29 protein-coding genes and 2 pseudogenes are annotated in these 26744 nt (G+C 68.9%); 7 read left to right on the plus strand and 24 right to left on the minus strand.

All coding sequences use genetic code 11. The features are described 5' to 3' along the window. The first annotated feature begins 210 nt into the window (after positions 1-210). Complete coding sequence (locus ACIRF8_RS31485; RefSeq protein WP_404220348.1) at positions 211-549, plus strand: EthD domain-containing protein; 339 nt, start codon at positions 211-213, stop codon at positions 547-549. A gap of 963 nt (positions 550-1512) precedes the next feature. Here ACIRF8_RS31485 and ACIRF8_RS31490 read toward each other — a convergent pair. After that, positions 1513-2361: a helix-turn-helix transcriptional regulator gene (locus ACIRF8_RS31490; protein ID WP_404220350.1), complete on the minus strand. Its 849-nt coding sequence runs from the start codon at positions 2359-2361 to the stop codon at positions 1513-1515. A 139-nt stretch (positions 2362-2500) separates the two neighbouring features. Here ACIRF8_RS31490 and ACIRF8_RS31495 point away from each other — a divergent pair, with 139 nt between their 5' ends. Beyond that, a complete protein-coding gene (locus ACIRF8_RS31495) occupies positions 2501-3280 on the plus strand; it encodes an NAD(P)H-dependent oxidoreductase (protein ID WP_404220352.1) in 780 nt (259 codons plus the stop codon). A gap of 405 nt (positions 3281-3685) precedes the next feature. On the opposite strand, the gene ACIRF8_RS31500 is transcribed toward ACIRF8_RS31495, so the two are convergent. From ACIRF8_RS31500 to ACIRF8_RS31550, 11 genes and pseudogenes are all read right to left on the minus strand, one after another. Then, a complete protein-coding gene (locus ACIRF8_RS31500) occupies positions 3686-4291 on the minus strand; it encodes an ANTAR domain-containing protein (protein WP_404220354.1) in 606 nt (201 codons plus the stop codon). A 155-nt stretch (positions 4292-4446) separates the two neighbouring features. Further along, positions 4447-4821: a peptidase inhibitor family I36 protein gene (locus tag ACIRF8_RS31505; protein WP_404220356.1), complete on the minus strand. Its 375-nt coding sequence runs from the start codon at positions 4819-4821 to the stop codon at positions 4447-4449. An 85-nt stretch (positions 4822-4906) separates the two neighbouring features. Continuing rightward, a complete protein-coding gene (locus ACIRF8_RS31510) occupies positions 4907-5281 on the minus strand; it encodes a hypothetical protein (RefSeq protein ID WP_404220358.1) in 375 nt (124 codons plus the stop codon). Positions 5282-5762: 481 nt separating this feature from the next. Beyond that, the gene (locus tag ACIRF8_RS31515; RefSeq protein WP_404220665.1) at positions 5763-6812 is read right to left on the minus strand and encodes an ADP-ribosylglycohydrolase family protein; all 1050 of its coding nucleotides are present in this window, start codon (positions 6810-6812) and stop codon (positions 5763-5765) included. A gap of 532 nt (positions 6813-7344) precedes the next feature. Further along, the gene (locus ACIRF8_RS31520; RefSeq protein WP_404220360.1) at positions 7345-8244 is read right to left on the minus strand and encodes a hypothetical protein; all 900 of its coding nucleotides are present in this window, start codon (positions 8242-8244) and stop codon (positions 7345-7347) included. Next, positions 8241-9251 carry an SPFH domain-containing protein gene (locus ACIRF8_RS31525; protein WP_404220363.1) on the minus strand — a complete coding sequence of 337 codons (1011 nt, stop codon included), beginning with the start codon at positions 9249-9251 and terminating at the stop codon, positions 8241-8243. Before ACIRF8_RS31525 ends, ACIRF8_RS31520 begins: the two co-directional genes overlap by 4 nt. Before the next feature lie 274 nt (positions 9252-9525). Continuing rightward, positions 9526-10137 (minus strand): hypothetical protein, encoded by a 612-nt coding sequence (locus ACIRF8_RS31530; RefSeq protein WP_404220365.1) that lies wholly within the window; start codon positions 10135-10137, stop codon positions 9526-9528. Between the two features lie 129 nt (positions 10138-10266). After that, positions 10267-11823 carry a NucA/NucB deoxyribonuclease domain-containing protein gene (locus tag ACIRF8_RS31535; RefSeq protein WP_404220367.1) on the minus strand — a complete coding sequence of 519 codons (1557 nt, stop codon included), beginning with the start codon at positions 11821-11823 and terminating at the stop codon, positions 10267-10269. Positions 11824-11863: 40 nt separating this feature from the next. Beyond that, positions 11864-12409, minus strand: a complete 546-nt coding sequence (locus tag ACIRF8_RS31540; RefSeq protein WP_404220668.1) for an ANTAR domain-containing protein — start codon at positions 12407-12409, stop codon at positions 11864-11866. Between the two features lie 690 nt (positions 12410-13099). Next, on the minus strand, positions 13100-14182 hold the full coding sequence (locus ACIRF8_RS31545) for a glycoside hydrolase family 19 protein (protein WP_404220369.1): 1083 nt from the start codon (positions 14180-14182) through the stop codon (positions 13100-13102). A 200-nt stretch (positions 14183-14382) separates the two neighbouring features. After that, positions 14383-14682, minus strand: a pseudogene (locus tag ACIRF8_RS31550) (hypothetical protein); the annotation flags it as partial. Positions 14683-14693: 11 nt separating this feature from the next. On the opposite strand from ACIRF8_RS31550, the gene ACIRF8_RS31555 reads away from it, so the two are divergent. Then, positions 14694-15446 carry an alpha/beta fold hydrolase gene (locus tag ACIRF8_RS31555; protein ID WP_404220371.1) on the plus strand — a complete coding sequence of 251 codons (753 nt, stop codon included), beginning with the start codon at positions 14694-14696 and terminating at the stop codon, positions 15444-15446. A gap of 445 nt (positions 15447-15891) precedes the next feature. Continuing rightward, positions 15892-16227, plus strand: coding sequence for a hypothetical protein (locus ACIRF8_RS31560; RefSeq protein ID WP_404220373.1), 336 nt, complete (start codon positions 15892-15894; stop codon positions 16225-16227). 231 nt (positions 16228-16458) lie between these two features. Here ACIRF8_RS31560 and ACIRF8_RS31565 read toward each other — a convergent pair whose 3' ends face one another. Both ACIRF8_RS31565 and ACIRF8_RS31570 read right to left on the minus strand, forming a co-directional pair. Further along, on the minus strand, positions 16459-16971 hold the full coding sequence (locus ACIRF8_RS31565; RefSeq protein WP_404220375.1) for a hypothetical protein: 513 nt from the start codon (positions 16969-16971) through the stop codon (positions 16459-16461). Positions 16972-17168: 197 nt separating this feature from the next. Further along, entirely contained in the window at positions 17169-17618 is a 450-nt protein-coding gene (locus ACIRF8_RS31570; RefSeq protein ID WP_404220377.1) for a DUF6234 family protein, read from the minus strand. Between the two features lie 364 nt (positions 17619-17982). On the opposite strand from ACIRF8_RS31570, the gene ACIRF8_RS31575 reads away from it, so the two are divergent. Then, complete coding sequence (locus ACIRF8_RS31575) at positions 17983-18324, plus strand: hypothetical protein (protein WP_404220379.1); 342 nt, start codon at positions 17983-17985, stop codon at positions 18322-18324. A 20-nt stretch (positions 18325-18344) separates the two neighbouring features. Here the strand turns inward: ACIRF8_RS31575 and ACIRF8_RS31580 are convergent, their stop codons facing one another. The 5 genes from ACIRF8_RS31580 to ACIRF8_RS31600 all read right to left on the minus strand — a co-directional run bounded on the left by ACIRF8_RS31580 (position 18345) and on the right by ACIRF8_RS31600 (position 20978). Continuing rightward, the gene (locus tag ACIRF8_RS31580; protein WP_404220670.1) at positions 18345-18800 is read right to left on the minus strand and encodes a hypothetical protein; all 456 of its coding nucleotides are present in this window, start codon (positions 18798-18800) and stop codon (positions 18345-18347) included. A gap of 28 nt (positions 18801-18828) precedes the next feature. Next, complete coding sequence (locus ACIRF8_RS31585) at positions 18829-19083, minus strand: hypothetical protein (protein WP_404220381.1); 255 nt, start codon at positions 19081-19083, stop codon at positions 18829-18831. Between the two features lie 164 nt (positions 19084-19247). Continuing rightward, positions 19248-19436, minus strand: coding sequence for a hypothetical protein (locus tag ACIRF8_RS31590; RefSeq protein WP_404220383.1), 189 nt, complete (start codon positions 19434-19436; stop codon positions 19248-19250). Continuing rightward, positions 19433-19690, minus strand: a complete 258-nt coding sequence (locus ACIRF8_RS31595) for a hypothetical protein (protein WP_404220385.1) — start codon at positions 19688-19690, stop codon at positions 19433-19435. Before ACIRF8_RS31595 ends, ACIRF8_RS31590 begins: the two co-directional genes overlap by 4 nt. Positions 19691-19841: 151 nt before the next feature. Beyond that, positions 19842-20978 (minus strand): serine hydrolase domain-containing protein, encoded by a 1137-nt coding sequence (locus ACIRF8_RS31600; protein WP_404220387.1) that lies wholly within the window; start codon positions 20976-20978, stop codon positions 19842-19844. Between the two features lie 361 nt (positions 20979-21339). On the opposite strand from ACIRF8_RS31600, the pseudogene ACIRF8_RS31605 reads away from it, so the two are divergent. Next, positions 21340-21669, plus strand: a pseudogene (locus ACIRF8_RS31605) (transposase); the annotation flags it as partial. A gap of 552 nt (positions 21670-22221) precedes the next feature. On the opposite strand, the gene ACIRF8_RS31610 reads toward ACIRF8_RS31605, so the two are convergent. The 5 genes from ACIRF8_RS31610 to ACIRF8_RS31630 form a co-directional block, all read right to left on the minus strand. Beyond that, positions 22222-22479: a DUF6221 family protein gene (locus ACIRF8_RS31610; protein ID WP_404220389.1), complete on the minus strand. Its 258-nt coding sequence runs from the start codon at positions 22477-22479 to the stop codon at positions 22222-22224. 59 nt (positions 22480-22538) lie between these two features. Beyond that, a protein-coding gene (locus ACIRF8_RS31615; RefSeq protein ID WP_404220672.1) for an IS5 family transposase occupies positions 22539-23368 on the minus strand; the annotation gives its coding sequence in 2 pieces (ribosomal slippage) (positions 22539-23042 and positions 23045-23368; 828 coding nt in all). A gap of 203 nt (positions 23369-23571) precedes the next feature. After that, on the minus strand, positions 23572-23979 hold the full coding sequence (locus ACIRF8_RS31620; protein ID WP_404220391.1) for a hypothetical protein: 408 nt from the start codon (positions 23977-23979) through the stop codon (positions 23572-23574). 566 nt (positions 23980-24545) lie between these two features. Continuing rightward, entirely contained in the window at positions 24546-24812 is a 267-nt protein-coding gene (locus ACIRF8_RS31625) for a hypothetical protein (protein WP_404220393.1), read from the minus strand. 144 nt (positions 24813-24956) lie between these two features. Beyond that, on the minus strand, positions 24957-25196 hold the full coding sequence (locus ACIRF8_RS31630; protein WP_404220395.1) for a hypothetical protein: 240 nt from the start codon (positions 25194-25196) through the stop codon (positions 24957-24959). 196 nt (positions 25197-25392) lie between these two features. Here ACIRF8_RS31630 and ACIRF8_RS31635 point away from each other — a divergent pair, with 196 nt between their 5' ends. Then, complete coding sequence (locus tag ACIRF8_RS31635) at positions 25393-26148, plus strand: esterase/lipase family protein (protein WP_404220397.1); 756 nt, start codon at positions 25393-25395, stop codon at positions 26146-26148. Positions 26149-26744 lie beyond the last annotated feature (596 nt).

Here is a 26744-nt window from a genome sequence, read left to right on the forward strand (position 1 = left end):
GTGCCGATCCTGGTACCGCTGGTGCCTGGATCGGCTCCGCGGCCGGACGCAGGCTTGCTGCCAGAAACAACGCACGGTTCACCCAAACGTCCGTGCCCGCCGGCGTGGGCCCGCCGTTCCCGGTCCCGGCGGCCCCAGCGCGCTCAGCCTCGCGGCCAGTGACGCCGGGCGACGCATTGCACCTCACCGAAGAGAAAAGGTATAGCCGTCATGATCAAAATGGTCATCACATTGAAGCGTCGCGAGGGTATGACGCATGACGAGTTCACCCACTATCAGCGCAACATCCACAGGCCACTGCTCCTGTCCATCCCGGAGGCCGAGCGGTACATTCGCCGCTTTGTGGTGTCGTATCCCGTCCCCGCCCCGAACTATCCCGAGCCGGACTATGACTCGGTGGTCGAGGCATGGTTCGACACGATGGACGACCTCAACACGTTCTACTTCTGCGAGAACTTCCTGAAGCATGTCGACCCGGATCACGAGAACTTCATCGACCTGGACGCCTTTGGGCGCATCATCTCCGAGGAGGAAGTTGTCATCGGCTGAGGACCAGTAGCTTCCGGGAGGCGGCGGTGGCGCGCCGCTCCAGGGGTACTTCTTCGAGCTGACCGGGCGGGCCCGGGCACTCCAGCCGGCGGATCCGCGTGATCGTCGCAATGCCGCAGGTCTCATCGTGTCAGAGCGGCAGATGCCGTCCATGCTGATGGCGGACACGTTCAGGCCGATGGGCCGGTGCATCACGTCGTCCCCAATGGTCTCGGAGTCCGCGAGAGGTACGCGGAGACCCGGCAGAAGCACCGCCCGGGGTCGGGAGCAGCGAGGCCGGGCGGCGGCGAGGCCGAGCTGCTCCAGTTCGCCCAGTACAGGGACTACTGCGCGCGAACAGTCTTGCGGTCCCCTGATCGGCACTGAAGCCCGAGCCGATCACATCGCCGGAACGTGCTGGGAGGACCACAGGGTGCGTTGTCCGCACTTCGCCCAGCTCAGTCCTCTGCCAGGCGCTGGGCTGCACTCTCTGGACGAGCGTCTGCACCACGTGGCTGGCGTGGCTGACGAAGGCGGGGCCGCCCACGTGGGCGACGAGGCAGACGCAGAGTCGTTTTGGCGGGTGGCTTCGACGGCGCGTGAAGGCGGAGGAGCTGTGTCTACCCCGGGAGTGGCTGGTGAGCAGTCGGGGCCTGCCGTGACCTGCTTATCAGGCAAGCGTTGAACGGAGACGAACCGCTCTTCCCCTCCCGGGAGACAGCTCGGGTGAGGGCCCGGCCCCGGCCTCCTCGAACCGGCCACCGCGCACGCCGGGCCCTCACCAACACCAGCCGCACAACGAGCCGGGCGCCGCTCCCGCCCGGGCACCACCCTCTCGCTTCACCAGTCCTGCCGCCCCACAGAAAGAGCACCTAAGAGACGTGAGCACACCCTCCCTGCGGGACTGTCCAGCAGACTCGGCAGCGTCCTACACCGTCCCGGCTTCTCGCGTGGTGGGGCTTTCCGGCGGTGGGCGGCGTCGAGTTACTCGCGGATCTGAGCGTTCACCGGGGAATGTGCATCCCCGTGCTCCGCGCCCAGGTTGGCGAGCAGGCGTAGTCCGTCCTCGGCGGGGCTGCCAGGGGCCGCGGACAGCACCAGCAGCTCGATGCCTGAATCGGTCGGCAGCGCGAAGTTCTCATGGTGCAGTTCCAGCAGTCCGACCAGAGGGTGCCGGTACGTTTTGCGTCCATGGGTGCGGGCGCGCACGTCCGCGCGGGCCCAGAGGCGGCGGAAGCGCTCACTGCCCATCGCCAACTCACCGATGAGTGAGGCCAGGCGGGGATCTTCGGGGTATTTGCCGGCGGCCAGGCGCAAGTGCCCGACCGCGTCGAGGGTGCAGTTCTCCCAGCCCGCGTACAGACCGCGCTCGGCTTCCTCGAGGAAGATGTGCCGGGCGGTGTTCAGGCCCGGCATCGGGCGGCCGTAGAGGAGGGCGGCGAGGCGGTTCCCGGCGAGTACGTCCATGCGGTGGTTCATGATCAGCGCGGGTGCGTCGCGTACCAGGTCCAGGACGCGTAGCAACTCCGGCCGGACCCGCCCGCTCGGTGCCTTCCCGTGGTGGCGGCGCTGTCGGACAAGCCGGGAGAGGTGTCCGCGTTCGGTCTCGTCGAGGTCGAGGACGCGGGCGAGGGCGTCGAGGACCTGCTCGGAGGGCTGGGTCGCGCGGCCCTGCTCCAGGCGGACGTAGTAGTCGACGCTGACGCCGGACAGGTGCGCGACCTCTTCGCGGCGCAGCCCTTCGACCCGGCGGCGGCTGTCGGTGGGGATGCCGACGGCCGCCGGGTCGACCCGGGAACGCCGGGTCCGCAGGAAGCCCGCGAGATCGTCCATGTGTCCAGTATGGCTTCGGCAGCGGCCCGTGAGGGTGGTCCTGCCGTTACCAGGAAGTCCCGTCCGTTGGATGAGGAGCCCCTGAATGCCGGACGGCGGGACGTCCAGGATCGGAGGCATCCGATCCGAAGGAGTTCCCATGAAGACGCTGATCGTCTACGCCCACCCGGAGCCGAAGTCGCTCAACGGCTCGCTGAAGGACCTCGCGGTGTCCACGCTGGAGAGCGCCGGGCACGAGGTGCGGGTGAGTGATCTGTACGCGATGAACTGGAAGGCGGTCGTGGACGCCACGGACTACGGCCCCGACGCATCGAGCCCGCTCAAGGTCGTCCGGGACTCGGGCCGGGCCTTCGACGCCGGGACGCTCACCCCGGACGTCCGCGCCGAGCAGGAGAAGCTGCTGTGGGCCGACATGATCATCTTCCAGTTCCCGCTGTGGTGGTACACGATGCCCGCGATCCTCAAGGGCTGGGTGGACCGGGTGTTCACCTTCCACTTCGCGTACGGCGTCGGCGAGCACAGCGACACGAAGTACGGCGAGCGCTTCGGCGAAGGCACTCTCGCGGGCCGCAAGGCCGTGCTGTCGGTGACCGTCGGCGGCCCGGAGCCGCACTACGCCGCTCGCGGAATCAATGGACCCATCGACGATCTGCTGTTTCCGATTCAGCACGGCATCCTCTACTACCCGGGTATCGAGGTGCTGCCGCCGTTCGTGCTGTACGGCGCCGACCGGACGACCACCGAGGACTACCCGGACATCGCCAAGGCCTGGGAGCAGCGCCTGCTGACTCTGGAGTCGACCGAGCCGATCGCGTTCCGGCGGCAGAACTTCGGCGACTACGAGATCCCCTCGCTGCACCTGAAGGAGGGACTGGAACCGGCGGGCCGCACGGGTTTCGGTCTGCACGTGCGCGGTTGACCGCCAACGTCTTCATGCAACGTCTTCATGCAGGTCCCGGCCGCGTTCTCCCCGCCCCCGGCCGGGACCCGCCTCAACCGGTGGCATCAACGTGCGGCAGAGCGCCGACGCCTCGGGAGCACGGGCCGTGCGCACCATCGGCCGTCGCGCTCGACCCGAGCACACGTGCACCCGAGACGGTGCTCGGACCAACCCCTGGGTGCCGCCCCGTCCGCCGCGCACCGGGCCTGCCTGTCCGTTGGCGTAGAGGAGATGCGCACCGCCGTCAGCCCTACGAGTGGGCGTCACAGAGGAGTGTGGTGGGTGTGCGGGACCGGCCGTGCTGTAGCTCCCCTCTCGGCCGGCCCCGCTTCCACCGCGGGCGCCGATGCAGCGGGAGGCGTCAGCGCCCGCTGCCCCGGCAGGTCACACCACAACGGCTGGCATGGTCGTCGGGCCGGGATGCGGGAGGCGGAGCACGGGGACCGCAGTGTGGGCCTGCCTGGCCGGGCACTTCATCACGGTCTCTCGGATGGGCAGCGCCCTGGGCGCTTCGCCAGACCCAAGGCGCCCGAACCGCGGCAGCCTCTGCGAGGAAACACCGCCCCGGTCTGCCGCCTGGGTTCGCCCTGGGGCGCGGTCCATGCCCCCTGCAGGCGCTTTCCCGTTTTGCCCCCGTAGGCACCCGCGCCGCGCCATGCTCTGGGTGTCCCCCGACGCAGCCGCATCTGCAGCCGCGTGGAGACGGAAAAGGAGAAGGAGGCGGGAAGTGCCTCCCCACCCGGATCCTGTGCGGAGGCCCTTCCCGTTGACACGGCGGAAGGCGTAGCGGGCGCGATGTGCGCGCAGTTGGCGGCGGAGTTCCGTGCCCAGCGGAGCAGGCCAGGTGCCGGTGTGGCCCCACTGGATGAGCCAAAGGGCGATCTGGCGCAGCTTGACGTTGGTGTGCTGAGAGACTGTCCGCAGCAGGTTCCAGGCCTCGGTGGGCGCAAGGCGGCCGGTGGCGATGAGGACGCCGGTTGCCTGGGCCACATCGGTATGCGAGGCATTGCCTCACTCGGCTGCGTGACGTCTGCAGTGCCGTCAGCCGCCGAGGAGATCGTCACGATCGGCGGCACCGAGACGGTTGTCGCTTCCGCTCGCCGCCGGTACCGAACGGTCCGGCGGCGAGCTGCGAAGGCGTTTGATCAGCCACTCGTGGCGATCGAGTGCGCGGGGAAAGGCAGCACGGGCACGGAAGCGCCCGCGTTGACGGTGTACCGGTCGCCGGTGTAGCCCGTGCCGGAGTACACCACCACCCACGAACCTCGTTTGTTCCAGATGGAGCGGACGGCACCGCCCGTATCGCCGGTGGAGTATTTCCACGCGTAGGTGTTGTCGGCATAGCCGATTCCGCTCCAGCCGCACACCACATTCACGGCGGCGTCGCACTGGGAATGGGACATGGGACGGTATCCGGACCCCTCCGCCGCCGCGGCGGCCTGGCTCGTCAGTGACAGGCCGACAACGGCGGCGATGGCCCCAAATTTGAGAGCTGCACGCAAGGTCTTCCCCAGATTCATCGATACGTGGGAGGCCCCCGGCCTGGCCAATTCTGAGCGGCCAAGGTACTCCAAGGGGCCCTCGGTCATTCTCAACCCACCAGGCTCAACAGTTGGGCAACGGATTCGTCTCGCTGGAGATCGCGGTGTCCTTCATCCAGCCCCACTGTCCATTGTCCGCCTTCGTGAACTCCCAGCGCCTCGGGTGCGGTCCGCCCACCCAGGCCTGGTCGTCCATCTTGCAGTCGAACCAACTGGGGTTCGAGTACATGTAGCCGACGATCACATCGGGGTCGGGGTACTGCGTGCTCGCTCCCATCGTGCCGTAGACGGGCGCCCCGGACACGTTGTTGCACCACCAGCGTCCACCGCTCTGCCAGCACCCACCGGCCGCCTCGGCAGACGGCGCGCCGGCTCCCACCACGGTGACGGCAATCGCGGCGGTGGCCAGCACCGCACCAGCCCTGCTTCTCTTGCGCATGTGACTCCCCCGTAACTCCTGTGCGCGGCACTCCCATTCACGGAGCACCGTGGTTCCCCATCGCAACACGAGCGGATGCTGGGGGCCATGGCTTGTCCCAGACAGCACAGAACAGCTACAAACAACGCATCGGATTCCGCAACGACGTCACTCCCGGCCGTCAGTTTCCTCCCGCCATACGCGTCCCCAGTCGCTGCGAGCAGCTCGTGGAACGGGTTGGCCGGGTGCACCGGCCCGAGCGTCGGCATGCAGGGCATAGGCATGACGCGCGTGCTTCAGTTCCGGCGAAGGCGCATGCCCACACGCTGCTTCCGCTCGCCCACAGACTCGTGTGCGAACCGGTGGGCGTACCGAACGCGGCGCTGACGCGTGCGGCGCACGCGGCCGCAGTACGGGCCCCACAGCGGGGTCGGGCGGGCCGAACACATCATCGCGGAGTCGGCTGCCGACGCGCCGCTGCCCCATCCGGCGAAGCTACGAGTCACCAGCCGGGGTAACGGGAGCGCCAGTGTGGGTCCCACCCCGGGACATGATCGCTGCCACTGGGGGAGTCGACGATCTCGCTCACCATGTCGCGGGCCAGAGTGTCGATCACCCAGGCCAGTTCATGGCGGCTCACCAGGTCCGTGGGCAGTGCCCCGACACCGTGTACGGCGCCGAGCAGCGCCCCGGTGACACAGGCGACGGAACTGCCGTCGGGGGCGCCCGCCGCGAACTCCAGTGCGGTCCTGAGGTGAGCACGGCCGGGGAACGCCGCCGCCGCGTAGAGGCCGCCGAGCAGAGCGGAGGGTGTGGTCGCGTCCGGTGCGAGCCGAGCGAGTGATGCCGCGTTCACGGGCTGGTCGACGGCCTGCCGGAAGGCCGCCAGAAGCTGCTCGTGACCGACTGCGACCGCTCCCTGGCTGGATGCGAGCGCAGCGATACCCGCCTCCAGCGCGCTTCGCACGAGGCGGTGCGAGGAGTCCTGAGGGTCGCGCCCCGAAGGGGAGTTGGTGAGGCAGTGGTGTGCCAATACCACGCCTTGGACGGTAGCGGACTGCGCTCCGGCATCTCCGTGCGTGAGTGCGGCGAACCTCCCGGCCTCCATGGCCCACCTGTCCCCGGCAACGGCGATCGGGAGCGACCGGGTCAGCGCATGGGAGCCCCGGCTCGCAGTAGCTGTGGGCTCGTCTTTGCCCTCGATCCGGGACAGTGTGGTCACCGTCGCCGGAGCGCTGCCACGCCGCTCAGCCAATACGGGCACATCCGCGAGCCACCCGTCCGGCCACATACCGCCACTGCCTGCAGCCCAGCGCCGCCGCATCCTCTCCACTTCGATGCCCTGCAGGGCCGCCCATCGGCAGTAGGCGTGCAGGACGACTCCCGGCGGGTGACAGATCCCCCTGTGGCTCAGGCGCACCGCGGCACGGATGACGCCCTCGGCGGTGAAGCAGGCCAACTGCGTGCTGACACCCGCCGGCAGCGGACCTCTGGCCGGCAGCTTGCCCCTGGCTGCTCCCACGGTGTCCCCGAGCGCGAGGCCCAGCATCATTCCGCTCACCCGGGAATGGCGGCCGAGGAGTTCCCTCTGGTGTTGTTCTGCATGCGGCACGGCGGCGCGTCTCTTTCTTGGTGCGGCGAAGTGGGTGTTGCGCCATACAGGTTGCCACTCGTACAGACGCCCCCACTCCCAAGGGCCGGTCCCCTGAGGCCGAGCGCGCCGCCCAACGGCAGGCACGGGTCGGGTAGAGGTCCTCTGTCTTTCCGAGCGTCGTGAGGTTTGCGGGGCAGCGGTCGGCCGGCTCGATGGTGCACTGCCGGGCGGCTCTCTTTGCAGCCCCCCAATTCACCATCCCGGCGGCGTCCCGGTGGGGCCCGGCAGACGGTGGAGTCGACGTTCACGTCCCCGGTGATCAGGTTGTCGGCGTCGGCCTCGGCCTCGGCCTGGAGCTGAGTGATGATCCGGGCCGAGGTGCCATCGCGCTGGATCTCGCTCGGCAAGGACCGTCAAGGCGAACGCAGCCCACGAGCCACCGCCACCGGGCCCCGCGGGATGCCACAACAGCCCCCGAGCGCGCGTCTGTTCAGCCGATCAGCCGCAGCTTCGTGGGGCACAGGCCGAAGCGGATCGTCTGGCCCCAGGTCAGCTCGATCGCGTCGCTCTCCATGCCATCGCCGAAAGCCACGAGCCGTTCGGATTCCACCGTCACCGACAGCCGCGCGCCGGCCGTGAGTTCGCCCGCGCTCATCCGCGTCCCCGTGGCGGGCGACGGCCATGCCTCCCGTACGAACCAGGCGAGCCGGTCGTCCGTCGGCTCCGGCAGCCGCGGCTGCGTGGCGCGCTCCTGCCACACGGACCGGAGCCAGCCGGTCGCGCCCGTCCCCGTGCCGATCAGCACCCCGGAGGAGGCCTGGGCCTCGACGGCACCCCTGTCGCCGTCGAGGCCCAGACGGTAGCGGGCGGTGCGGTGGCCTGCCGCACCGACGTAGACCTCGTTGAGCGCCACCAGGCGCTGGGTGTCGTCGGTGACAGCCTCCACCATGGTCAGCTCGTCCACGCCGGCCGACGGAGCGAAGGCGGCGGGCAGCAGCCTGGCCACGTCGTCGGGGCGGTGGCGGACCAGGACGCCCGGATTGCGGCCGGGGTCGGTGTCGACGCCGAGCACCGGCTGGGCCCCGACGTACTGCGCGACGTTGGCCACGAGCCCGTCCTGCCCGACCACCACCACGACGTCCTCGGGCCCGAACAGGAACCGGTCCAGGTCGGCCCGCTCCACCTGCGCGCGCCGCCAGTTCAGCGGGACCGCGGCCGACACCTGCGCGAGTGCGCGCAGCGCCCGGTGGTGGCGCTCGACGACCTCGGTGAGGGACCGGCCGCGCGAGGAGAGGAAGAAGGCGGCCTGCCCGTGTGTGCCGTGCCGGGCGACCAACTCCTCGTACTCCGTGGTGCGATGGACCAGGACGGCGCGGGGCGCGAGGCTCATGTTCCCGGCTCCTGGTGCGTGCCGAGCCGCGCGAGCAGTCCGGTGAGCAGGTCCGGGGTGACGGTGACGCTGTCGATGCGCGGCAGGTTCTCGGCGAGGCGGGTGCCGGTCAGGGCGTGCAGGGTCGCCACGCCGACGTCACCGTGTACGCGCAGCCAGGCCGCTTGTGCGTGGGCCCTGGCCTCGCCGACCTCGCGAGCGCCCTCGGCCTCCGCCCGGGCGAGCCGTACGGACCGGTCGGCCTCCGCGTCGGCCCGTACCGCGTCGGCCGCCGCCTCCTCCTCGGCCTCGCGGCGGTTGTTGGCGCCGCGCTGCTCGACCAACTGCTCCTCACGCCGGGCGAGTTCGATCTGGCTGGCCAGCTCGTTCTCGGCGATGGCACGCTCGCGCTCCACGGCGACCGCGCGCCGCTCGTAGGTGGCACGGTCCGCCTCCTGCTGGATGAGCTCGCGGGCCGGGGTGCGCAGCGCTCGCTCCACCTCCGGTTCGGGGCGCACCGCCATCACGCGGACGGTGACGATCTCGATTCCGGTGGCGGGCAGCCGCGGCTCCTCGCCGAGGCCCTGGGTGACGCGCTCGCGCACCGCCGGCACGCCGCCGGAGAGGGCCGCGGCCAGCGGAGTTCGGGCGAGCACCTCAAGAGCGTGCTGCTGGGCGCTTTCGGTCAGGAGGGTGCCGAGCTGTTCCAGGGGGGCGCCGCGCCACACGCCCGTGTCGGGGTCGACGGAGAAGTCCAGCCGCTCGGCCGCGACGGCGGGATCGGCGATCCGGTACGTGACCGTGGCCTGGACGGCGACGTCCTGGAAGTCGGCGGTGCGGGCGTGGAAGGTCATGGCCAACTCCTGGTCGTCCACGGGCACTTCCGACAGCGCGGCGGTCAGCGGCCGGAACCAGAAACTCAGCCCCGAGCCGTCGTGGGCGAGCTGTCCCGAACGGTGATGCCGTACGTGGGAGGTGGGCGCCGCCCACAGATGGCGCCAGCCGAGGCGCTTGGTGATGTCGGCCATGAGGAGCCCCCTTCAATTTGAGTCAACATGACTCTAAAGAGGAGGGCTCATTCTCGTCAAGGGGACGACAAGCAGGGATCGCGCGAGCTGAAGCGATGATGTCGCGTTCGGATGCGGCCGAGCCGAGAAGGGATCGAGTCGGTGGCGCGTGGTCGGCGGGCACGCCGGGAAAGGCACGCGCCCGCGGCACTCACTCATGAGCCCATGAACCCTGCCGACAGCCCGCCCGCCCACTCATGAGCCCATGAACCCTGCCGACAGCCCACCCGTCCACTCATGCGCCCATGAACCCTGCCGACAGCCCACCCGTCCACGAACCACCCCACATATCGGGATCAAGCCGCACGCCGGCAGCGACCTGAAGGGCGTGGGACGCGCGCTGGGAAGGGGTCCAACTCCCCGCGGCACCGGACAAGTCGGTCAGCCCGGCGGTGGACAGCGCCGTCGACACATGAAGGCCGGGGTTGCCGTGCAGCAGCCCGGTGACGGCGTCGAGGCTCGCGACCGCCCGGACCTTTTCGCCCTTCTCCGCGAACAGGACAGAGGTCCGGTTGGGGTCCTTGACCACGGAGCAGGCCATGCCGGTGGCTATGGTTGCGAGGTCCGTCAGCACCTCGGGGTCCCCGCCGCGCCAGCCCAGCACACTCTCCAGCTCCAGCAGCAGCGTCCGGCCCGGTTCCACGCGTCTGGCCAGCACGAGTACGGCTCGTTCGCGGATCGCCGCGGCCTCGGCGAGTCGGCGTGACGCCAGCTCCGTACCGTCCGGGCGTTCGGTGAAGTCCGATACGCCCACTCGCCGCAGCGCTTCCCGTAGCGGCAGCCCGGTCACCGTCACGCACCAGACGACGCCGAGAGCTCGGGTGGGGTCGAAGGGCGGGGTGACCATGAGGCGATCCGTTCATGCCGGCCCGAGGGGCGGGGAATCGGGCGGGAACAGGGGGCGGCGGCAGTTACGGCAAAGACCGGCGGCGAGGCCCCGGCAGACCAGGGCCCCGCCGCCGAACCTACTGGCCCGCTACTCGATGTGGACGTAGAAGCGGTCGTTGGCGAGGGTGTCGGGCAGAGCCGGGTCCCAGGCAAGGATCCGGTCGTCGTTGTAGTACGAGCCCAGCAGGCCACCGGCGATGCTGTTGTCCCGCTGCGGCACGGCCCTGACCGAGAAGTCCCAGTTGGGGTTGGCCGCCCCCTCCAGCGTCGAGGCGAACGGGTACTCGTCGCACTGCTCCGCCGGAGTGTCGGGCCGGACCGGCAACCCGGTGTCGACATACAGCGCCGCTTCGGGGCCGGTCTTGTAGCAGGCGCCGTCCTTGTGGTCACCGTTCGCCTTGTACTCCCCCGGATGCAGGAGTTCGGTGATCCGGTGCAGGCCCGGCGCGTTCGCGTTGTCGGGGTCGTACCTGCCCGGAATGGTCTTGTCCCGGGGCTGCGGCACGCCCGGCGGCACCAGCAGGGGGTAGGTGGTGTTGGGGAAGTACTGGGCGTCGTAGATGTGTTGCGCCACGGACCGGTAGTCGGAAGCCAGTACGTAGTTCAGCCGTGGCGTCACCTCGTTGAAGACGCAGGCCTTCGGATAGACGGTGGTGCCCTGGGAGAAGTACGAAGCGGAATCGCAGCGCATCCACCGCGACGGGCTCACCCCACGCTGCACGACGGCGCCGGCGCCCTCGCCCCAGAACTCCATCCGGAACCGGCTCAGCGTGATCAGGTCCCGTCCGACGCCGGCCGAATCATGGCCGTACACGTCCCAGTTGTACCAGTCGTCATTGTTGTCCCAGACGACGAACGGCAGGCTGACGGAGCTCGGCGCCGCATGGCAGAGCGCGAAATCGTCCGGGCAGTTGGCCATGAGGTTCAGTCGCACATCGCGGCCGGTGAACCACTGGTCCCAGTTCAGCAGCCAGTTGTAGCGCACTGAATCCTCGACGACCCGTGAGAACATCCGGATACGTCGGCTGGTGTTGTCGCCCTGCGCGAAGATCTGGTAGGTGAACGTGTTGGTGCCGCGCCAGATCCGTCGCCCGTTGACGACCCAGTAGAACTCGACCGCGCCCTGCCGCTCGTTGCAGTAGGTGAAGCGGTTGTGCACTCGGCCGAACCCGGAGTCGGCGTCGTCCTTGGAGAGGCACTCGTCCAGGAGTGTGGGGTCGGGCTGGTCGCCGATCGGGGCGGGTGCCGCGAGGGCTCCGGCTGCCTGCCCGCCGTCGGCGGTCTTTCCGTCGTTCGCGTTCTTCTCGGCCTTCCCGGCGTCGGCGGCCTGTTGCGCATGCTTGGCCGCGGTCTGCCGGTTCTGCCGCTCGGCGGTGGCGAGGCCGACGGCGGGCAGCTCCGGCGCGGGTGACAGGAGGACGGGCTTGCCGGCGTCGGCACTGGTCGTGAGGGAGTGGGTCCTACGACTCTCCTCCTGCGCGGCAGCCAGGTCCTTGACCGGGATGAGCACCACGGACCGGTCGACGTCCGCCGCCTGCGACGCCGCCGTGGCGACGGACACCCGCTCGCCGCTGACCGGCGCGTCCTTGGCGTCCTGTGCGAAGGCGGCGGGGGCGCAGCCGATCACCATGGCGGCGACCGCCACGGAACCGGCCCACTTCCGTGACCGGGGTGCGCCTCTCCCCCTATGTGCCCGTGTTCTTCCCGATCGGCCGAGAGCTGTCCTCAACGTCATGAATCCCCCTTCTCACCACGCATGCACAGAGGTGCGAACGCGTCGCATCCTGCCGAGGTGGTGTCATGAACACCACGCACGCGGGGGGATTGGCCGGAATGCACTCGGCATGCAGAAGAGGCACGCGTGCCGATGTCCGGACGCGGCTGTCCGACGGGGTGTCAGGCCGCTTCGGATGCGGGGTCGGTGGCGCTGCGGCCTGTGCAAGTGCAGGTGCGGGTGCAGGTGCAGGTGCAGGTGCGTGAGCGTGTGCAGCGGGTGGTGAGCACGGCGATCTGGCGCGCAGTTCGGTGTTGGTGCGCTGGGAAACCTCCCGCAGCACGGTGAAGGCGGTGGCGGGTGGGATGGGGGCGGTGGCGACGAGGACGCCGATCGCCTGATCGACGTACGCCTCCTCCGCCTCCCTCCTGTACGACTGACGCACCGTTGCATTGAGGGTGTTGTCGACGGCGCCTCGGACCGCAGTGGAGGGTGACGTCCTGGTCGGCCCCGGCATGTGGACGGCGGACGTCCGCCGCCGGAGGCTGCGGCGGTCCCGGCCCCACACCCGCACCCGCACCCCGGGCGGGTCCGCGAGCAGTGGGGCGCACCTCCCTACCTCGCGGCCTTCCCTCTCGGCCTGCGTTTTGATGTCCTGCGGCTGACCCGGCCTCTCGCCCTTAATGTGCTGCGGCAACTCGGCGACCAAGCCGCGAAGATTCCGGTCCTGGAACAGCACGTACCGCCCCGTCCCGTCTTGCTGCTCCCTCGCCGAACCAGGTCTCCCCTCAGGCCTTCACCGCCAGCCCGGATGCCTCCGCACTGGGACGGGAGAATGAGTTGTTCATCCCCCTCCCCCACCGCCAATCTTCTCGCCGTCGTCCAGCACCACACGCGCCTGTGGCGCACCCCGCCCAGCGGCAGCGGCCAGCTCGCCACCGCGGCACACGCATACAGAGCCCCTCACCGACTCGGGCCCCCGGCCCCGGTCCGCTTGTACTTCAGCCGCGGGCAGTCGAGCGTCGTCCAGGGCGAAGACCTCGGACTCTGGGCGCAGCACCTGGAGTTCGAGCAACTGCAACCTGCGCAGCAGTGGCTGTTTGGCCATCCGGGCGTGAACGTACCGCCGCGACGGTACGTTCACGTACCGCCGCAGCGGGTTCGGACGTGCACAGCCACGATCGGGCCGGGCCGGCGAAGTACGCGATCAGCAGCTCAGATTGCTGCCCGCCGGGACGCCGAGGATCGAGGTGAAGCTCTGGTACGCGTTGATCCGGCTCTGGACCTGGGCGGGGTTGCCGCCGTTGCATTCGATGCTGCCGTTGATGGAGCGGATCGTCTCGCCGAAGCCCACACCGTTGACCATGGCGTTGTGCCCGGTCATGGTGCCGGGGCCGGTCTGGGTGTTCCAGTACCACAGGCCGGTCTTCCAGGCGATCGCCGGATCGGTCTGGACGAGGTTGGGGTTGTGGAGGAGGTCGATGCCGAGCGCATCGCCGGCCGCTTTGTAGTTGAAGTTCCAACTGAGCTGGATCGGGCCGCGCCCGTAGTAGGCGGACTGGCCGGCCGGGCAACCATAGGACTGTGAAGTGTCGCAGTAGTGGGGGTAGTTGGCGGTGTTCTGCTCGACGACGTGAACGAGGCCGCCGGTCTCGTGGCTGACGTTGGCGAGGAAGGCCGCGGCCTCCTGCTTCTTGACGGTGTCGCTGCCGGTCTTGGCGAAGCCCGGGTAGGCGCTGAGGGCGGCAGTCAGGCCGCTGTAGGTGTAGAAGGAGCTGCGGTTCGGGAACATCTGGTTGAACTGGGCCTCGCTCACCACGAACGAGCCGTTGGGCGGGGGTGTCGTGCCACCGTCACCGGAGCAGTTGTACGGGTCCCAGTACCAGGTGCTGATCGTTGGGTCGTAACCCGGGTTGTCGTGCGACGCCTTGTAGTAGTTGCCGTTGGTGTACTTGACGATGTCGCCGGCGACATAGGCGCGTCCGGCGGCCCACGCGGGGTAGTCGCAGCTACTTCCGCCGCCGCTGCCGCCCGAACCCCCGGTGCAGGAGCCCTGGTCGGCCCAGACTCCGGAGCCGCCGGCGGACGGTGTCTCGCCCTGCGTCCACCACTTGGCCTGCCAGTTGTGCCCGTTGTAGGAAGAGGTCGAACCGCCGGTGTAGACGGCGGTCGCGTTCCAGCCCGCCGCGCACGTGGCGGCGGACGCGGTGGTTGTCATCGGTCCCAGAAGAGCGATTCCCACCGCGACAGCGAGGGCGGTGAGGAACGCGAGGAGGCGCTGTCTGGACATGGGCCACTCCTTGAGGGGTGAGCGTGACAGTCGCTCCCGACTCAAGCGGAATGGTATGGACCTGTCAATGTCTAGACCAAGTGCTTTTGCGGTACCGTGCGTTGGGTCGCTCCCGGCCGATGCCGCCGACAGCGTCCGACCGGGTCTCACCGGACTCCGCCACGGTCGGTCGGGCCGGGCGTGTCCGTCCAGGTGTTTGCGCGGCGGATCGCGGTGTGCGAGTTCTCCGCGTCCAGCAGCCCTGCAGCGCATGCGATGAGCATGCCGTCGGGGTGGTCGTTCACGTAGGCCGGGTAGCGGAACCGGCGGGTGAGCAGGACGAGGCCGCGTCCGGTGTCGTTGGGCAGGACGACGGCGCCGTTGCCCCGGTCGCAGGTCTCACGTGCCTGCGTCACCCAACGTCCGTCGCGGCGTCGGTAGTCGAAGGCGGTACGGCGCAGAAAGTGATCACGGGTCCGGGCTATGCCGAGTGAACTCTGGGCGACGGTGTGCGCGGTTATGCTCTCGCCCCGTGGACGATGTCGTGGTGGTGCGCGCCGGCTCGGGGCCGGAGGTCTTGCTCGTGCACGGGGGTGCCGGCCCGCGCACGACATGGGGCGCGTTGTCCGCGCTGGCCGACCGCTGGACGTTCGCATACGTGCACCGGCGCGGCTATCCGCCGAGTCCGGCGCCACGGGCAGGTCAGGACTACGAGGTCGACGCCCTGGACCTGGCGCCGTTGCTCATCGGCCGCCCGCACGTCGTCGCCCACTCCTACGGCGTCCTCGGGGCATTGATCGCGGTCGCGGCCGCGACGGACAGCGTGCGCTCGCTCACCCTGCTCGAGCCGCCCCTCACCTACCTCGTCGCCGGCGATGGCGATGTGGCGCGACTCGAGCACCTGGGCGATACGGTCCTCACCCACGGCATGGACACCGACCCCGCCGATCTGCGCGAGTTCCTGCGTCTCGCGGGCGCATCCGTCCACGACGGCCCGCTCCCGCTCGATGTAGTCGCTGGTGTGCGCCGGGCGCACGGCGCACGGCTGCCCAGCCAGGCGCGTCCACGGCTCGACCTCATCCGCCGCGCTCGCGTCCCGGTCCTGGTCGCTTCGGGAGGACACGCGGGCGCGCACGAGCAAATCTGTGATGCTCTCGCACTCGCGCTCGACGGTGAACGCACCGTCCACCCGGGCGCCGGGCACTTCGTCGCCTCGGCGCCGGGCTTCACCGACCGGCTCGACACCTTTCTCCGCACGAGCGAGAGCGGAGCTCCCCAGTCCTGACAACCGGTTCAGGCCAAGGCCATTGCGGTTCAGGCTGGTTGCCCCTTACACAGCACCGTAGTGGTCCTGTAGCGCGCCTACGGCAACGACGACGATCCAGGTGCCCGGCGAGGTCCGCGACCATCTCGCCGAGCTCGCCCGAGGAGCGCGGACTGAGTCTGGGACATCTGATCGAGGCCCTCGCCGCCGAACAGCCCACCGCGGCGCAGCGCGCCGAGCGGCTGACGGCTGACGGCCGACGGCCGACGGCCGACGGCTGACGGCTGACGGCTGACGGCTGACGGCTGACGGCTGACGGCTGACGGCTGACGGCCGACCGTGAGGCGGCGTGGCGACTCATCGGGCTCGAGGTGAGCGATGCCGAGTGCGACCAGGACCTCGACGTGAGGAGCAACCCCTACAGGATCGCCGCCGAGACGATCCTGGCCTCCCGGGGCCACGCCACGTGATCATTCTGGACACCTGCGCCGTCAAGGCCCTCGCGGCCGGGCACAAAGCGCTGAACCTGCTCGCGGGCGACATGGCGCACACACCCGGCGACCTGCTCGGCATCCCCGCCCTATGCTTGATGCACGTTGCAGTTGCAGCCGACGCGGAACGGCTGCAGCGCCGGGTCCTGGCGTTCTCCTCGGTCGTCGTCGACCCGCCCTGCACGATGGCGTCAGCGACCGTCGGCACCATGATCCGCGACGGCTACGGCGCCCCGACACCCGCCACACCCTGTACTGCGCGCTGCCGCCCTTGGCTGGTCGACTGCGCGACGACCACCTACTGGAGCTGAGCCACCCGTTGCTCCAGTTCCGCTATGCGTGCTGCGTTCATGCAGTGGCACCATTCGGGTCGGGAGACAGGCCCATGATCCCTGCGCGACCGGGGCGTTCGGCTGTGCTTCTCCAGCCTTGGCTGCCCGGCCCCGGCCCGGCCGCACAAGGCGTCCAGGAGCAGGTGGCCGGTACACACGGACCAGCTCAGCCCGGCTCCGGTCAGAGTCGGTCAGGCGCGTCGCCGCGCGTCAGTCCGCAGTGGCCGTCAGGTGGTAGGTGGTGTCCACCCAGAACCCCTCACCCGTGTCCGCCTTGATCTCCAGCACGTACTGGCCGGGGATCAGCGGCGCGAGCACACCCCACAGTCCCCATGCGTAGCGCCGCGTGAACCGCGTCCTGAACGGTCCGGCAAACTCGGAGAGTTGCAGTGGCATGCCGTTGAGGCGGGCCAAAGCCTCGGCAACCGGAAGGCTCAAAGGCGTCTTCGAGTGGCTGCGCGAGTGCTGCATGTTGAGGACCGGGAAGAAGACCGGCCGACCGGCCGGCAGCGGGCAGGTCCGGGTTGTCCGGCCCCCGTACGTGCCGGCGAGGAACCACACATCGTCCGGCTGGTCCCAGGCCGCGTGCTCCCCCGTCGTGTCCTTGACAGGGCTGCGGTCGTCCGGCGCCGACAGCGCCCACTTCCACCAGCGGCCCGCCAGTTCACCCCCGGTGTTCCCGTCGATCTCCCACGATGCCCCACCCGTGGCCACCTCGGTCATTGCTGCTCCCACCCCCATACGCGGGCCCGTCAGCCGGACCCGATCAGACCCGGACTCTATCCGGCAGCTTGACGAGTGCCTGCGGCGGATGTCGGACGGCACATGATGCGCGACGGCGCCTGGGAAATGCGGTGATCGCCGGGCCGTCACGCGCCTCACCGAGTGACCGGCGCTCCACCAGTGTCCCCACCGGAAGATCACCGGTCCGTAGCCGGACAGGGCGTTCCTGCGCTCGTCGGGCACGTGGGCAGCGGAGCCGGATGGGCGCGGTCGTACGCGTCGTGCCATGCAGACAGTGCGAAGGCCAGCGCCATGGCTGCAATGAGCAGTTGGACCGTTCCGGCATAGGGGTGCCCCGAGCACAGGAAGACGAGGGCGGCCACGAGTACGGCCAGTGTGATTCCGCCAAGCCAGAGAGTCGGGAGCCAGTCCATCGTCGGGGGCACGGTGGAGTCGTGGGCGTCGGACCATCCACCACGCAGGCTCAGGACCAGGCCCAGCAAAAGCGTCACCGGGATTTCGATGAGCAGCACGATCAGGCTGAGGCAACCACCTGCGAAGCCGTCGCCCGCCGAGCCTGAGGAGTCGCCGGAAGGGTCATCGGTTCGCAGCGGATGCGATACGCGCGGACTCGGGTTGAAGCGCATGAGCACACGCTCGTAGCTCATACCGTGGGCTGGCCCCACGCTTCATCAGGTCGCAACCGGGTCGTGTCGGGGCTGAGCCCGCCGGTGCCCCCGGGGGGATGCTCGGTGCTGCCTGGCAACAGCAGAGAAGCCCCGCCGGCACAGAGCTGGAACGCGAGTTGCTTGGGTCAGGAGAACGGGCAGTCGGCCGAGTCCGCCGCCCGGGCGGGCAGACCGCTCTCGTCTTTCCGTGAAGCGCGTGCTCCGTCCAGGGGGGGGCGAGGCGCCACATCCGCGGCCGAGCCGTCAGGACGAAGTGTGGACAACCGACTCCATAACCCGGGCCGCCGAGACTCGGCCCTCGCACCTATGGCACCCTGCCGTCATGCCAGCCGAGCTGCGGGAACATGCCGGACGTCACTACGCCGTCCAGTCCCACTATGCCTTGCCCGACGATGCCTGGGCTGTGGAGTTGAGCGAGGCCGTGGCTACTCCGGCCGGGTGGGCCGAGAACCCCAGCGCCGAGAGGCACCTGCCTGGAGCCGCCTTCCTGGTGGCGTTCGTCCCCGACGAGGATCCGGGTCTGGAACCCACCGTCCACATTCACAGCCATGATGAACACATAGTCCCCTACGAGATCATGCGCTGGTTCATGGAGCAGGTGTCCGATCAGGTCGAACGCTGCCGCATCGCGCTCGGGCAGGACGGGCGCGAAAGAGGGGAATGATCTTGCCGTGGCCGGTGTGATCACGGCATCGGAACCGTCCTGGACAGCACCGCGGCCGGTGGGGCTCCTCCAGGTAGGCGACCCCGTCCTCGTCGGGTTCGACGTCCACCGCGGCGACCGCGTCGGCCAGTTGGGCCGGCCTGGTGATCCTGACGATGAGCGAGGTCACCACCGGGTCCCCCATGTCCCAGGCCAAGGCGATCTGGGCCGGGACAGACCCCGCTTGCCCGCGATCTCATGGACGCGCTCGTGCCCGCGATCTCATGGACGCGCGCGGCCACTGCCTGATCGCCGTCGCTGTAGAGGATTCTGCCGCCCTCATCTGTCTCCGCACGCGCCGTCGCGGTATCCCAGGCCCGCGTCACTCTGCCCCGCGCCGGCGGACTCCACGACATCACCCCGATGCCCTGGTCGGCGTAGAGCGGAGCCATACCCCGCTCCGCATCCCGGTGGAAGAGGTTGTAGTGGTCCTGCATCGACACGGACCGGATCCAGCCGTTCAGGTCAGCCAGGTACAAGGCCTTGGATCACCGGCACGTGTCGGTCGCGCCGGACCTTTCGATGACACAGGTCGCGTGGAGGTTGCGGGCGAGTCGGCAACAGGTGGGTGTTGTAGCCGATGGTCAGGGCAGGCCGACGTGGGTCGTCGTCCTCATCGTCGATGGAGAAGGAGACGACGTAGATGTCGGCGGCCTCCGCGGCCGGGATGGACGCGAGGGCGCTTTCGGCGAGGTGCTGAAGGTGCTGGTGAAACGTCATGGGCGGCGGGGCCCCGTCGGTCGGTTGATGAGTCCCACTCGTCGCAGCACTCCATGTGGATCTCGCGCGCGTCTCCGAGGATGCCGTCGTTGGAATGGAGCGCCGTGCAGAAGTGCGGGTAGCTCGGATGTACGGGTACGTAGCCGGGGCCGTTTCGGGCAATGTCACGGCCCCGGCTGCGTACCCGTACAGAGGAAGTGCCGGGCGGTTTCCCTGAACACCTTCGCGCTGCCGGTCATGAACAAGGTCTCGGCGTGGAGGTGCTGGTGGAAGAGGTCCCGGTTGTCCGCGTAGTGCCGTGCCTCGGGGTCGATGACGGCGTCGCCTGTGTGTCCTGGGGCTGGCAGTGTCACGGTCTGCGGACGGCCCGGCCCGAGTCGCCTGCGCAGCTCCTTCCAGGCACCTCCTTCCAGCGAGACGGCGCGAACTGGAGTGAGTGATGCAGCAGCACGAGGTCAAGTTGACGCGCGCCGTCTTCCGGCAGTTCGCGGGAGGGGACCGGGTTGCCGCGCATCGGCAGGTGGATCAGTGAGCGCGGCGAAGAGGCAGCGAGTGTCCACAAAGCGCCGATCCTCCGTGCGGCGTTCTGATCGAAATAGGCGTCCACGTGTCGATCGTGGTCGGCGAGTACGGCGTGGACCAACGGCTGGGCTGGTCGGATGACTTTGTACTCGGCTGGCCCGAGCCGTGTTCGGTGCATAGTGAGGGGTAGCTTCATCGGGCCTCACCTCATCTCACGTCAAGGTTGAACGACAAGCTCAGGAGCCACAGAACTCGGCGTCGAGGACCCGCTGTTCGTGGACGTTCCAGTCGCCGTTGAAGTTGAGCGACAGCGCATGCCTACCGTCGGCCGTGGCCATGGACTGCGAAATGGAGCCCTGGATACCGCCGTTGTGCCCCCATATATCGGTGCCGCACGACAGCGTCATCTTCATCAGACCCAGGCCGTAGGAGAAGTTCGGCAGGTTCTTGGGCGAGACAGTCGTCATCATCTCCATCAGCTGAGGCGCCTTCAGGAGCCGGCCGGAGAACAGGGCCCGGTAGAACCGGTTGAGGTCGTGGTTGTTGGAGATCATCTCCCCGGCGGCGCCCGCGACGGAGGGGTTGAGTTCGGTGACGTCGTAGGTCACGCTGTTCGGCTCTCCCACTCCGGCCAGTTCCCCGGTCAGCTTGGAGTAGGCACGTCCGCTGGGTCCCGCGACGCGGGCACGGGTCCCCGGCACCGTGGTGGCGTCCAGGTGCAGGGGGCGCAGGATCCGCCGCTCGATCTCACGGGCGTACGAGTGCCCGGTGGCCTTCTGGATCACCATGGAGGCAATGACGTAATTGGTGTCGCTGTAGCTCCACTCGTCGCCGTCGCCGGTGGGGGCGAAGACGGGCTCGTGTTTCATGGCCAGTTGGACGATCTGGCGGGGTGTCCAGGTGTCGTACCGGTGCTTGAGGAAGTCGGTGCTGAACTCCTTGCGCTTGAAGTCCGCGTCGTCGGTGTAGCTGTAGATCCCGCTGGTGTGATTGAGGAGCTGCCGAATCTTGATCTTGCTGCCGTCGTGCCCATTGCCTCGCACCAGGCCCGGCAGCCAGCGGTCCACCGTGTCGTCCAGGCTCAGCCTCCCCTCCTCCTCCATCTGGAGCATCACCGTCGCCACGAAGGTCTTGGTGATCGAGCCGATCCGGAAGCGGTCGTCGACCCGCGGCTTGCGGCCGGTCGTCACATTCGCGGTTCCCGCACGTCCCGCCCAGGTGTCGGTCCCCAGCTCGACGAGCACCTTCCCCCCGGGCACCCCGTCCTGGACCACCGACTCCAGGGCCGCCCGGGTGGCCGCGTGCCCATCCCGCCCCGCCGAGGCGTCCGCGGTACCGGCAGCCGAGGCCGGCAGGGCGAGACCGGCGCTCATCACGACCGTGGCGATGATCCCGACGGCAGCGGCCCGCGGCCTGCGCTCCCCTCGCGGGCGGCCTCTCCCTGCGGACGTGCGTGAACCGTTGGCAGCGTGCGGGAACTCGTACACGAAAGACTCGTCTCTGGTTGGTGACGACCTGATGTGAGCCCAGTATTTTCGATCAGGGTTCAGGCCGGGATACCGCCAACCACCCGCTTGAAGGTGGAGTTACCCCCCCCTGCCCTCCGGTCGGCGTGGTGGCCCGTATCGCCCGAACCGGAAGAGCTCTCCGTAGCGTGGGTGTGGCAGCTCGATGCCGTGGCGAGGCCGGACGAAAGCGTGATGGAGGGGCCCGCACGTGATCGACACCGGTGACATCGACGTCTTCCTCGGCCTGGACGTCGGCAAGGGCGAACACCCCGCCACCGGCGTGACGGGGCTGACGATGCGGCGGACCCACGACCTCTACCCGGGCGAGGCGAAAACTGACGCGCGGGGGGCGTTCACCACCGCGGACGCAGCCCGCGTGATGTCCCACGCTCTGCGGGCGATGGACGGTGAGGACGAGACGATCGCCGAGCTGGAGGTGATCGTCTCGTTCGACGACCTGGCCGCCGAAGCCACCCGGGTAGCGAACCGGCTGCACGGCCTGCTGACTCAGATGCCTCCTACGCTGAAGCGGGTGCCGGGGCCGCGGGCACAGCACGCCAGGCGTTCCTCGATCCGCCCAGCCAGCAGCTTCTGCTGGCCGAGCACGGTCGTCAGGGAACCGGCCAGGCTCGGGCATACGACGGCTACTACTTACTCTTGCCACCTGGCCTGGCAGCACTCCGGAGGCCTTGTGGCACGCCCTCGACCTACGTGGGAACCCAAGACTCCGCTGAGACACGTCAGTGTCCTTTCACCGAAGTGTGAGCACGGTGATCCGGTGACCTGCAGTGCCCACACTCTGGTGAGACGCCAGGTGGTGCGTCGTCCCGCAAAAGCGTGGGTAGGTCATCGTGCGCAGCCCGGACGAGCAGAGCGGACGAGCAGAGCACTGGCCCGCCGTGGCGAGTTCAAAGGGCCGTCAGCTCTCGGCGCTGCTTTGACTGTCGAGCCTCGCGCAGTCGGCGCGCGGGGAAGCCGACGTGTTCGAAGACGGTCTTGGTGACCATGGTGCCCAGCATCGGTCCGGTGGGGTCAGTGGCGCAGAGCTGGCCGGGCGTGGACGGCCACGTGGGCGATGATCAGCTAGGGCCTGTCTCCTTGAAGATTTCTAGGGGCGCCATTTCTGCTGGTAGGCGGGGTGCTCGGCATACGACTGGGCAAGGACGCGAATCGTGTAGGTGAGGCCCGCGTGACGTACGTCTGTGGAATCCATGACCTTGTAGTCCCGGGCCAGCATGTCGATGAGATCGAGCATGGGTAGGTGGCTGTCGAGCAGGGCTTCGCCACCGAACGTCTGGGCAACGTAGGCGTAGGCGTGGTTGTCCTCCTCGATTCGAGTGCGGAGGAACTTCAGGAGGTCGTCCATACGCCAATCTTCGCGCGCCGCTCTTGCCTCTGGCAGGCGTGCCGTAATCGTCCCTGCAGTCAGCTCTTGGTCCAGATGAGGATGGCAGCGAGGTGGAGTGCGGCCTGGTAGGCGAGAGCAAGCTTGTCGGTGCGCATGGCCAGACCCCGCCACTGTTTGAGTCGGGGGATACAGCGTTCGACGCTGTTGCGCGCTTTGTACGCCTCAGCGTCGAAGCCTGGCGGGCGACCTCCAGCGCGGCCTCGCCGGAGACGGTGACCGACCTGGTCGGCGGGCTGCGGGAGGACGGCTCGGATGCCGCGCCGCCGCAGATGCGCGCGGATCGCACGGGACGAGTACGCCCGGTCAGCGAGGACGAGTGCCGGTCGAGTCCTTGGTCTCCCAAGTCCCGTTCGTGGCACCCGGATACTGGCCATGACTGCCTCGAAAGCCGGGGCGTCACCGGCCTGACCAGCGGTGACATGGAGAGCCAAGGGTCGTGCCCGACTGTCACTGGCCAGGTGGGCCTTCGTACTCAGACCGCCGCGGGAGCGACCGAGCGCATGATCGTGAGGCTCTGATCGTCCGGGCGCCCCCTTTTCCTGGCCCCGGCAGCGTGCTGGTGGGCCCGGCAAACGGTCGAGTCCACCGACACCGTCCAGCCCACGTCGTCACCAGCATCCGCTGCGGCGAGAACCGCCGAGAGAATCCGTTCCCAGGTGCCGTCAACAGCCCATCTGAGCAGGCGTTTATGCGCGCTCTGGAACGGCCCGAGCTCACAGGGCAGGTCCCACCATGGCAAGCAAGTGCGGTACTTCCACGCGATGGCCTCAAGAGTCCGACGGTGGTCGGCCCACCGCCGATTACGGGCCGGATCGGCCAGCATGAGCGGCTCAATCCGGGCCCACATCGCATCAGTGATCAATAACCGGACAGACACATCCGATCAACCGACCAACCCACCAAAGAGACACGCTCTAGCTCCGGACGTCCGCGTTGCGGTGCCAGGAGGCCCTTGTGGGCGGTCCGTGAGGCGGAGTATCAGGGCCCCCGATACTCCGCCGGGCCGCCTGTACGCGGAGGTTTGTGCACTGGCCCCGGATGGCGGTGGGCTCAGCGGATGGTGACCTGGACGGTGTTGGAGACGGCGCCGCCGCCGACGATGCGGATCTTGTTGAGGCCCTTCAGACCGAGCTTCACACGCAGGTTGTAGGTGTGGCTGCGCGTGGTGTTCATGTGGATGGGCAGGCTCACCCACTTCTTCTTCTGCATCTGCTGCAGGGTGACGCGGGTCCCGGCCGGAAGACCGGTGGAGGAGCCGTAGACGCGGAACTGCTGCCAGGCCCCGATGGACTTCACGGTCGCCTTGGCGGACAGGGTGGACCGCGGCGCCGACTGCACTCCCGCGGCTGCCGTGGGAGCGGCGGAGGGGCTGGCGACGGCGGGGGCCGCGGCCAAGGGGGCGGCGGACAGCAGCAGACCGCCGCCTACCAAGGCGATACGGACGCAGACAGGATGCATGACAAGCCTTCCGTGACGAACACATGGAAACAGGCGCAACATATGACAAGAGAGCCGATTCCATGAGTCGACGCGTCCACGGCGCACCGTCGTTTCGCGTATTCGGTCGGATGCAGGAAGCGGCCCGGGGATCGCGGGCCCTGCGGTCGCGGGGTGCAGGTGGAGGAAAGCGATCTACCACCGGACCGCCTGAGCGTCGAAAACATCCGCCCACCGGCAAGGCGGCGCCATCGGGGCGGTCCGCCGCTATCCGGGGCAGCCGTTCGGGACCACGCTGCTCACAGAGCAGCTCGAGACCATGATTTGACTTCGCGAAAGATGCCGAGCAGTTGGTCGGCCTCAGGTGGCGGACCATGAGGGTGCCGCCAGACCAGGGCGAACGGTGGGGGGCACGGTCTCCGATCAGGGTGTGGCGGACCAGCCGATCTGTCTCGTGGTCCCGACCGTCCGTCATGTGGTGACGTGCACTTCTCCTACGGGTGGCCCGCGGCGTGCGGGGGGTGTCGTGTCCCTCCCTGCGTGTCGGGGTGCCCACGGCGCAGGGCCGATTCGGGTGTTGGGCCGGGTCAGGTGTGCGCCTGCATGTCAGCGGTGATCTCGGCGAAGTCAGCGAGCATGTGGGAGGTGGACGGCTTGCGGCCGGTGAACAGCCGGAACGCGTCGGCAGCTTGGTGGACCAGCATGTTTCCGCCGTGGAAGACGCTGCACCCCATGGCGTGGGCGGCGTGCAGGAGCGGTGTCCACAGCGGGTGGTAGTTGATGTCGGCCACCCAGAGTCCGGGGTGCAGCGATGTTTGGGGCAGCGGGAGCTGGAGGTCGTGTTCGGTGCCCACGGGCGAGGCGTTGACCAGCCCGTCGGCGTGGGCCAGGTAGGTGTCGGCCTCCGTCGCGGTGCATGCCCGGGGCCAGGTCGGTTCCGGCTCGTTCGTTGAGCGCCTTGGCGAGACGTTGTGCCCGGCCGAGGTTCGGATCCGTGATCATGAGACGGTGCACACCCAGATCCGGCAAGGCGTGCGCCACTGCCGCACCGGCGCCGCCGCTCCCAGTTGCACGACACGTCCGGTGTCGACGTGCGGCATGTTCCGGCGGCGCGCGGCGGCAAACCCGGCGATGTCGGTGTTGTGGCCGACGGCGCGTCCGTCCTCGGTGAAGACGACGGTGTTGACGGCGCCCACGCGCGACGCGGCAGGCGACAGTTGGTCGAGGTAGGGGATCACGAGCTGTTCCAGGTCGCCCCCTGTACCCCCTCGTCGCGCGACGGTTCACCGGCGGTCCGAAGACAATTTCGTCGATTGCGAAGACATCGCGCCGCAAGGGGAGTTCGCGCGCACTGGTGATTTCGCCGATGGCGTCCGGGCCCGGCCCCACGACCCTGGTCGAGCCAGGTACCCGCATCCCCGTCAGGAGGGCTCCATGGGCTCCACACCTCGTCGTTCCCCGCGCCGGCTGCTCGGCGTGCTCGCGGCCAGTGCCGTCGCGCTCACTCTCTTCTCCTCGGCCACGACGGCCGGCGCGGCCGACGCCCCGGCCGCCGCCAAGCAGACGACGGCGGCGAAGGCCACCGCCGCGCAACCGCTGTCCACCAGTACCCCGGTCGTCTTCGTCCACGGCTACACCGGCAACGCCTCCAACTGGGTCACGGCGATGAGCGTCTTCCGCGCCAACGGCTGGTCCAGCTCCAACCTCTTCGCCTACGAGTACAACTCGTACGGCAACAACGTCACCAACGCCCAGGGCCTCGCCACCTACGTCAACACCGTGAAGGCGCGGACCGGCGCGAGCAAGGTCGCGATCGTCAACCACTCCATGGGCGGCCTCGTCAGCCAGTACTACCTGAAGGTGCTCGGCGGCAACACCAGCGTCAGCCACCTCGCCTCGATCGCGGGCGCCAACCACGGCACCACGTACGCCGGCGCCTGTCTGATCTACACGACCTGCCAGCAGATGTACCCGGGCTCCTCGTTCATCTCCCAGATCTCCTCCGGCGACGAGACACCCGGCTCCACCAAGTACGCGACCTGGTACTCGGCGTGCGACGGCATCATCATCCCCTACACGAGCACCCGGCTCGACGGCGCGACCAACAACAACGTGCTCTGCCAGACCCACATCGGGTACCTGACGGACACCGTCGTCCTCGGGCAGATCGCCCGCTTCGTCGCTTCCTGACTGTCGTCCTCGGAAAGACCCCCTCGTCACAGAGCAGACCTCGTCCCCGGCAGCGCGACGCGACGGCAGGGGACGAGGCGCTACGCGCGCCGGGGCGGGGTCCGCCTCGAACTCGCGGCGGTCGGCGAGCACACGCCGGTGCCGCAGGACGGCGCCGATCTGCCGGACGGCATCGCCGGAGTATCCCCGGTGGGGCGCGGAGCCCGCGTCGGAGAGCTGGCCACCGACGCGCTGCGGACCGTGCTGGAAGGCGGTCGCCGCGAAGCTCGGGGTCTGTGCCGCCGGGACGGTGTGGACCTGGGTCTGCGAAGCGGAAGTCGATGCCGGTCTGCGATCGGGGATGACTTCGGACGAGGATGCAGAGATCGAGTGTTTGAAGGCGGAGAACGCCGAACTGCGGCGGGCTAACGACATCCTCATAGCGGCCTCGACCTTCTTCGCGGCCGAGCTCGACCGGCCGTCGAAACGCTCGCAACGTTCTTCGACGCACACCACCAGGTGTGCGGGGTCGAGCCGATCTGCCGAGTCCTGACCAGCCACGGATCGAAGATCGCAACGAACACCTACTAGGCGGCGAGGAAGCGCACACCTATCAC

The sequence above is a fragment of the Streptomyces sp. NPDC102406 genome (genome assembly GCF_044765725.1).
In the GTDB taxonomy this organism is placed as follows: domain Bacteria; phylum Actinomycetota; class Actinomycetes; order Streptomycetales; family Streptomycetaceae; genus Streptomyces.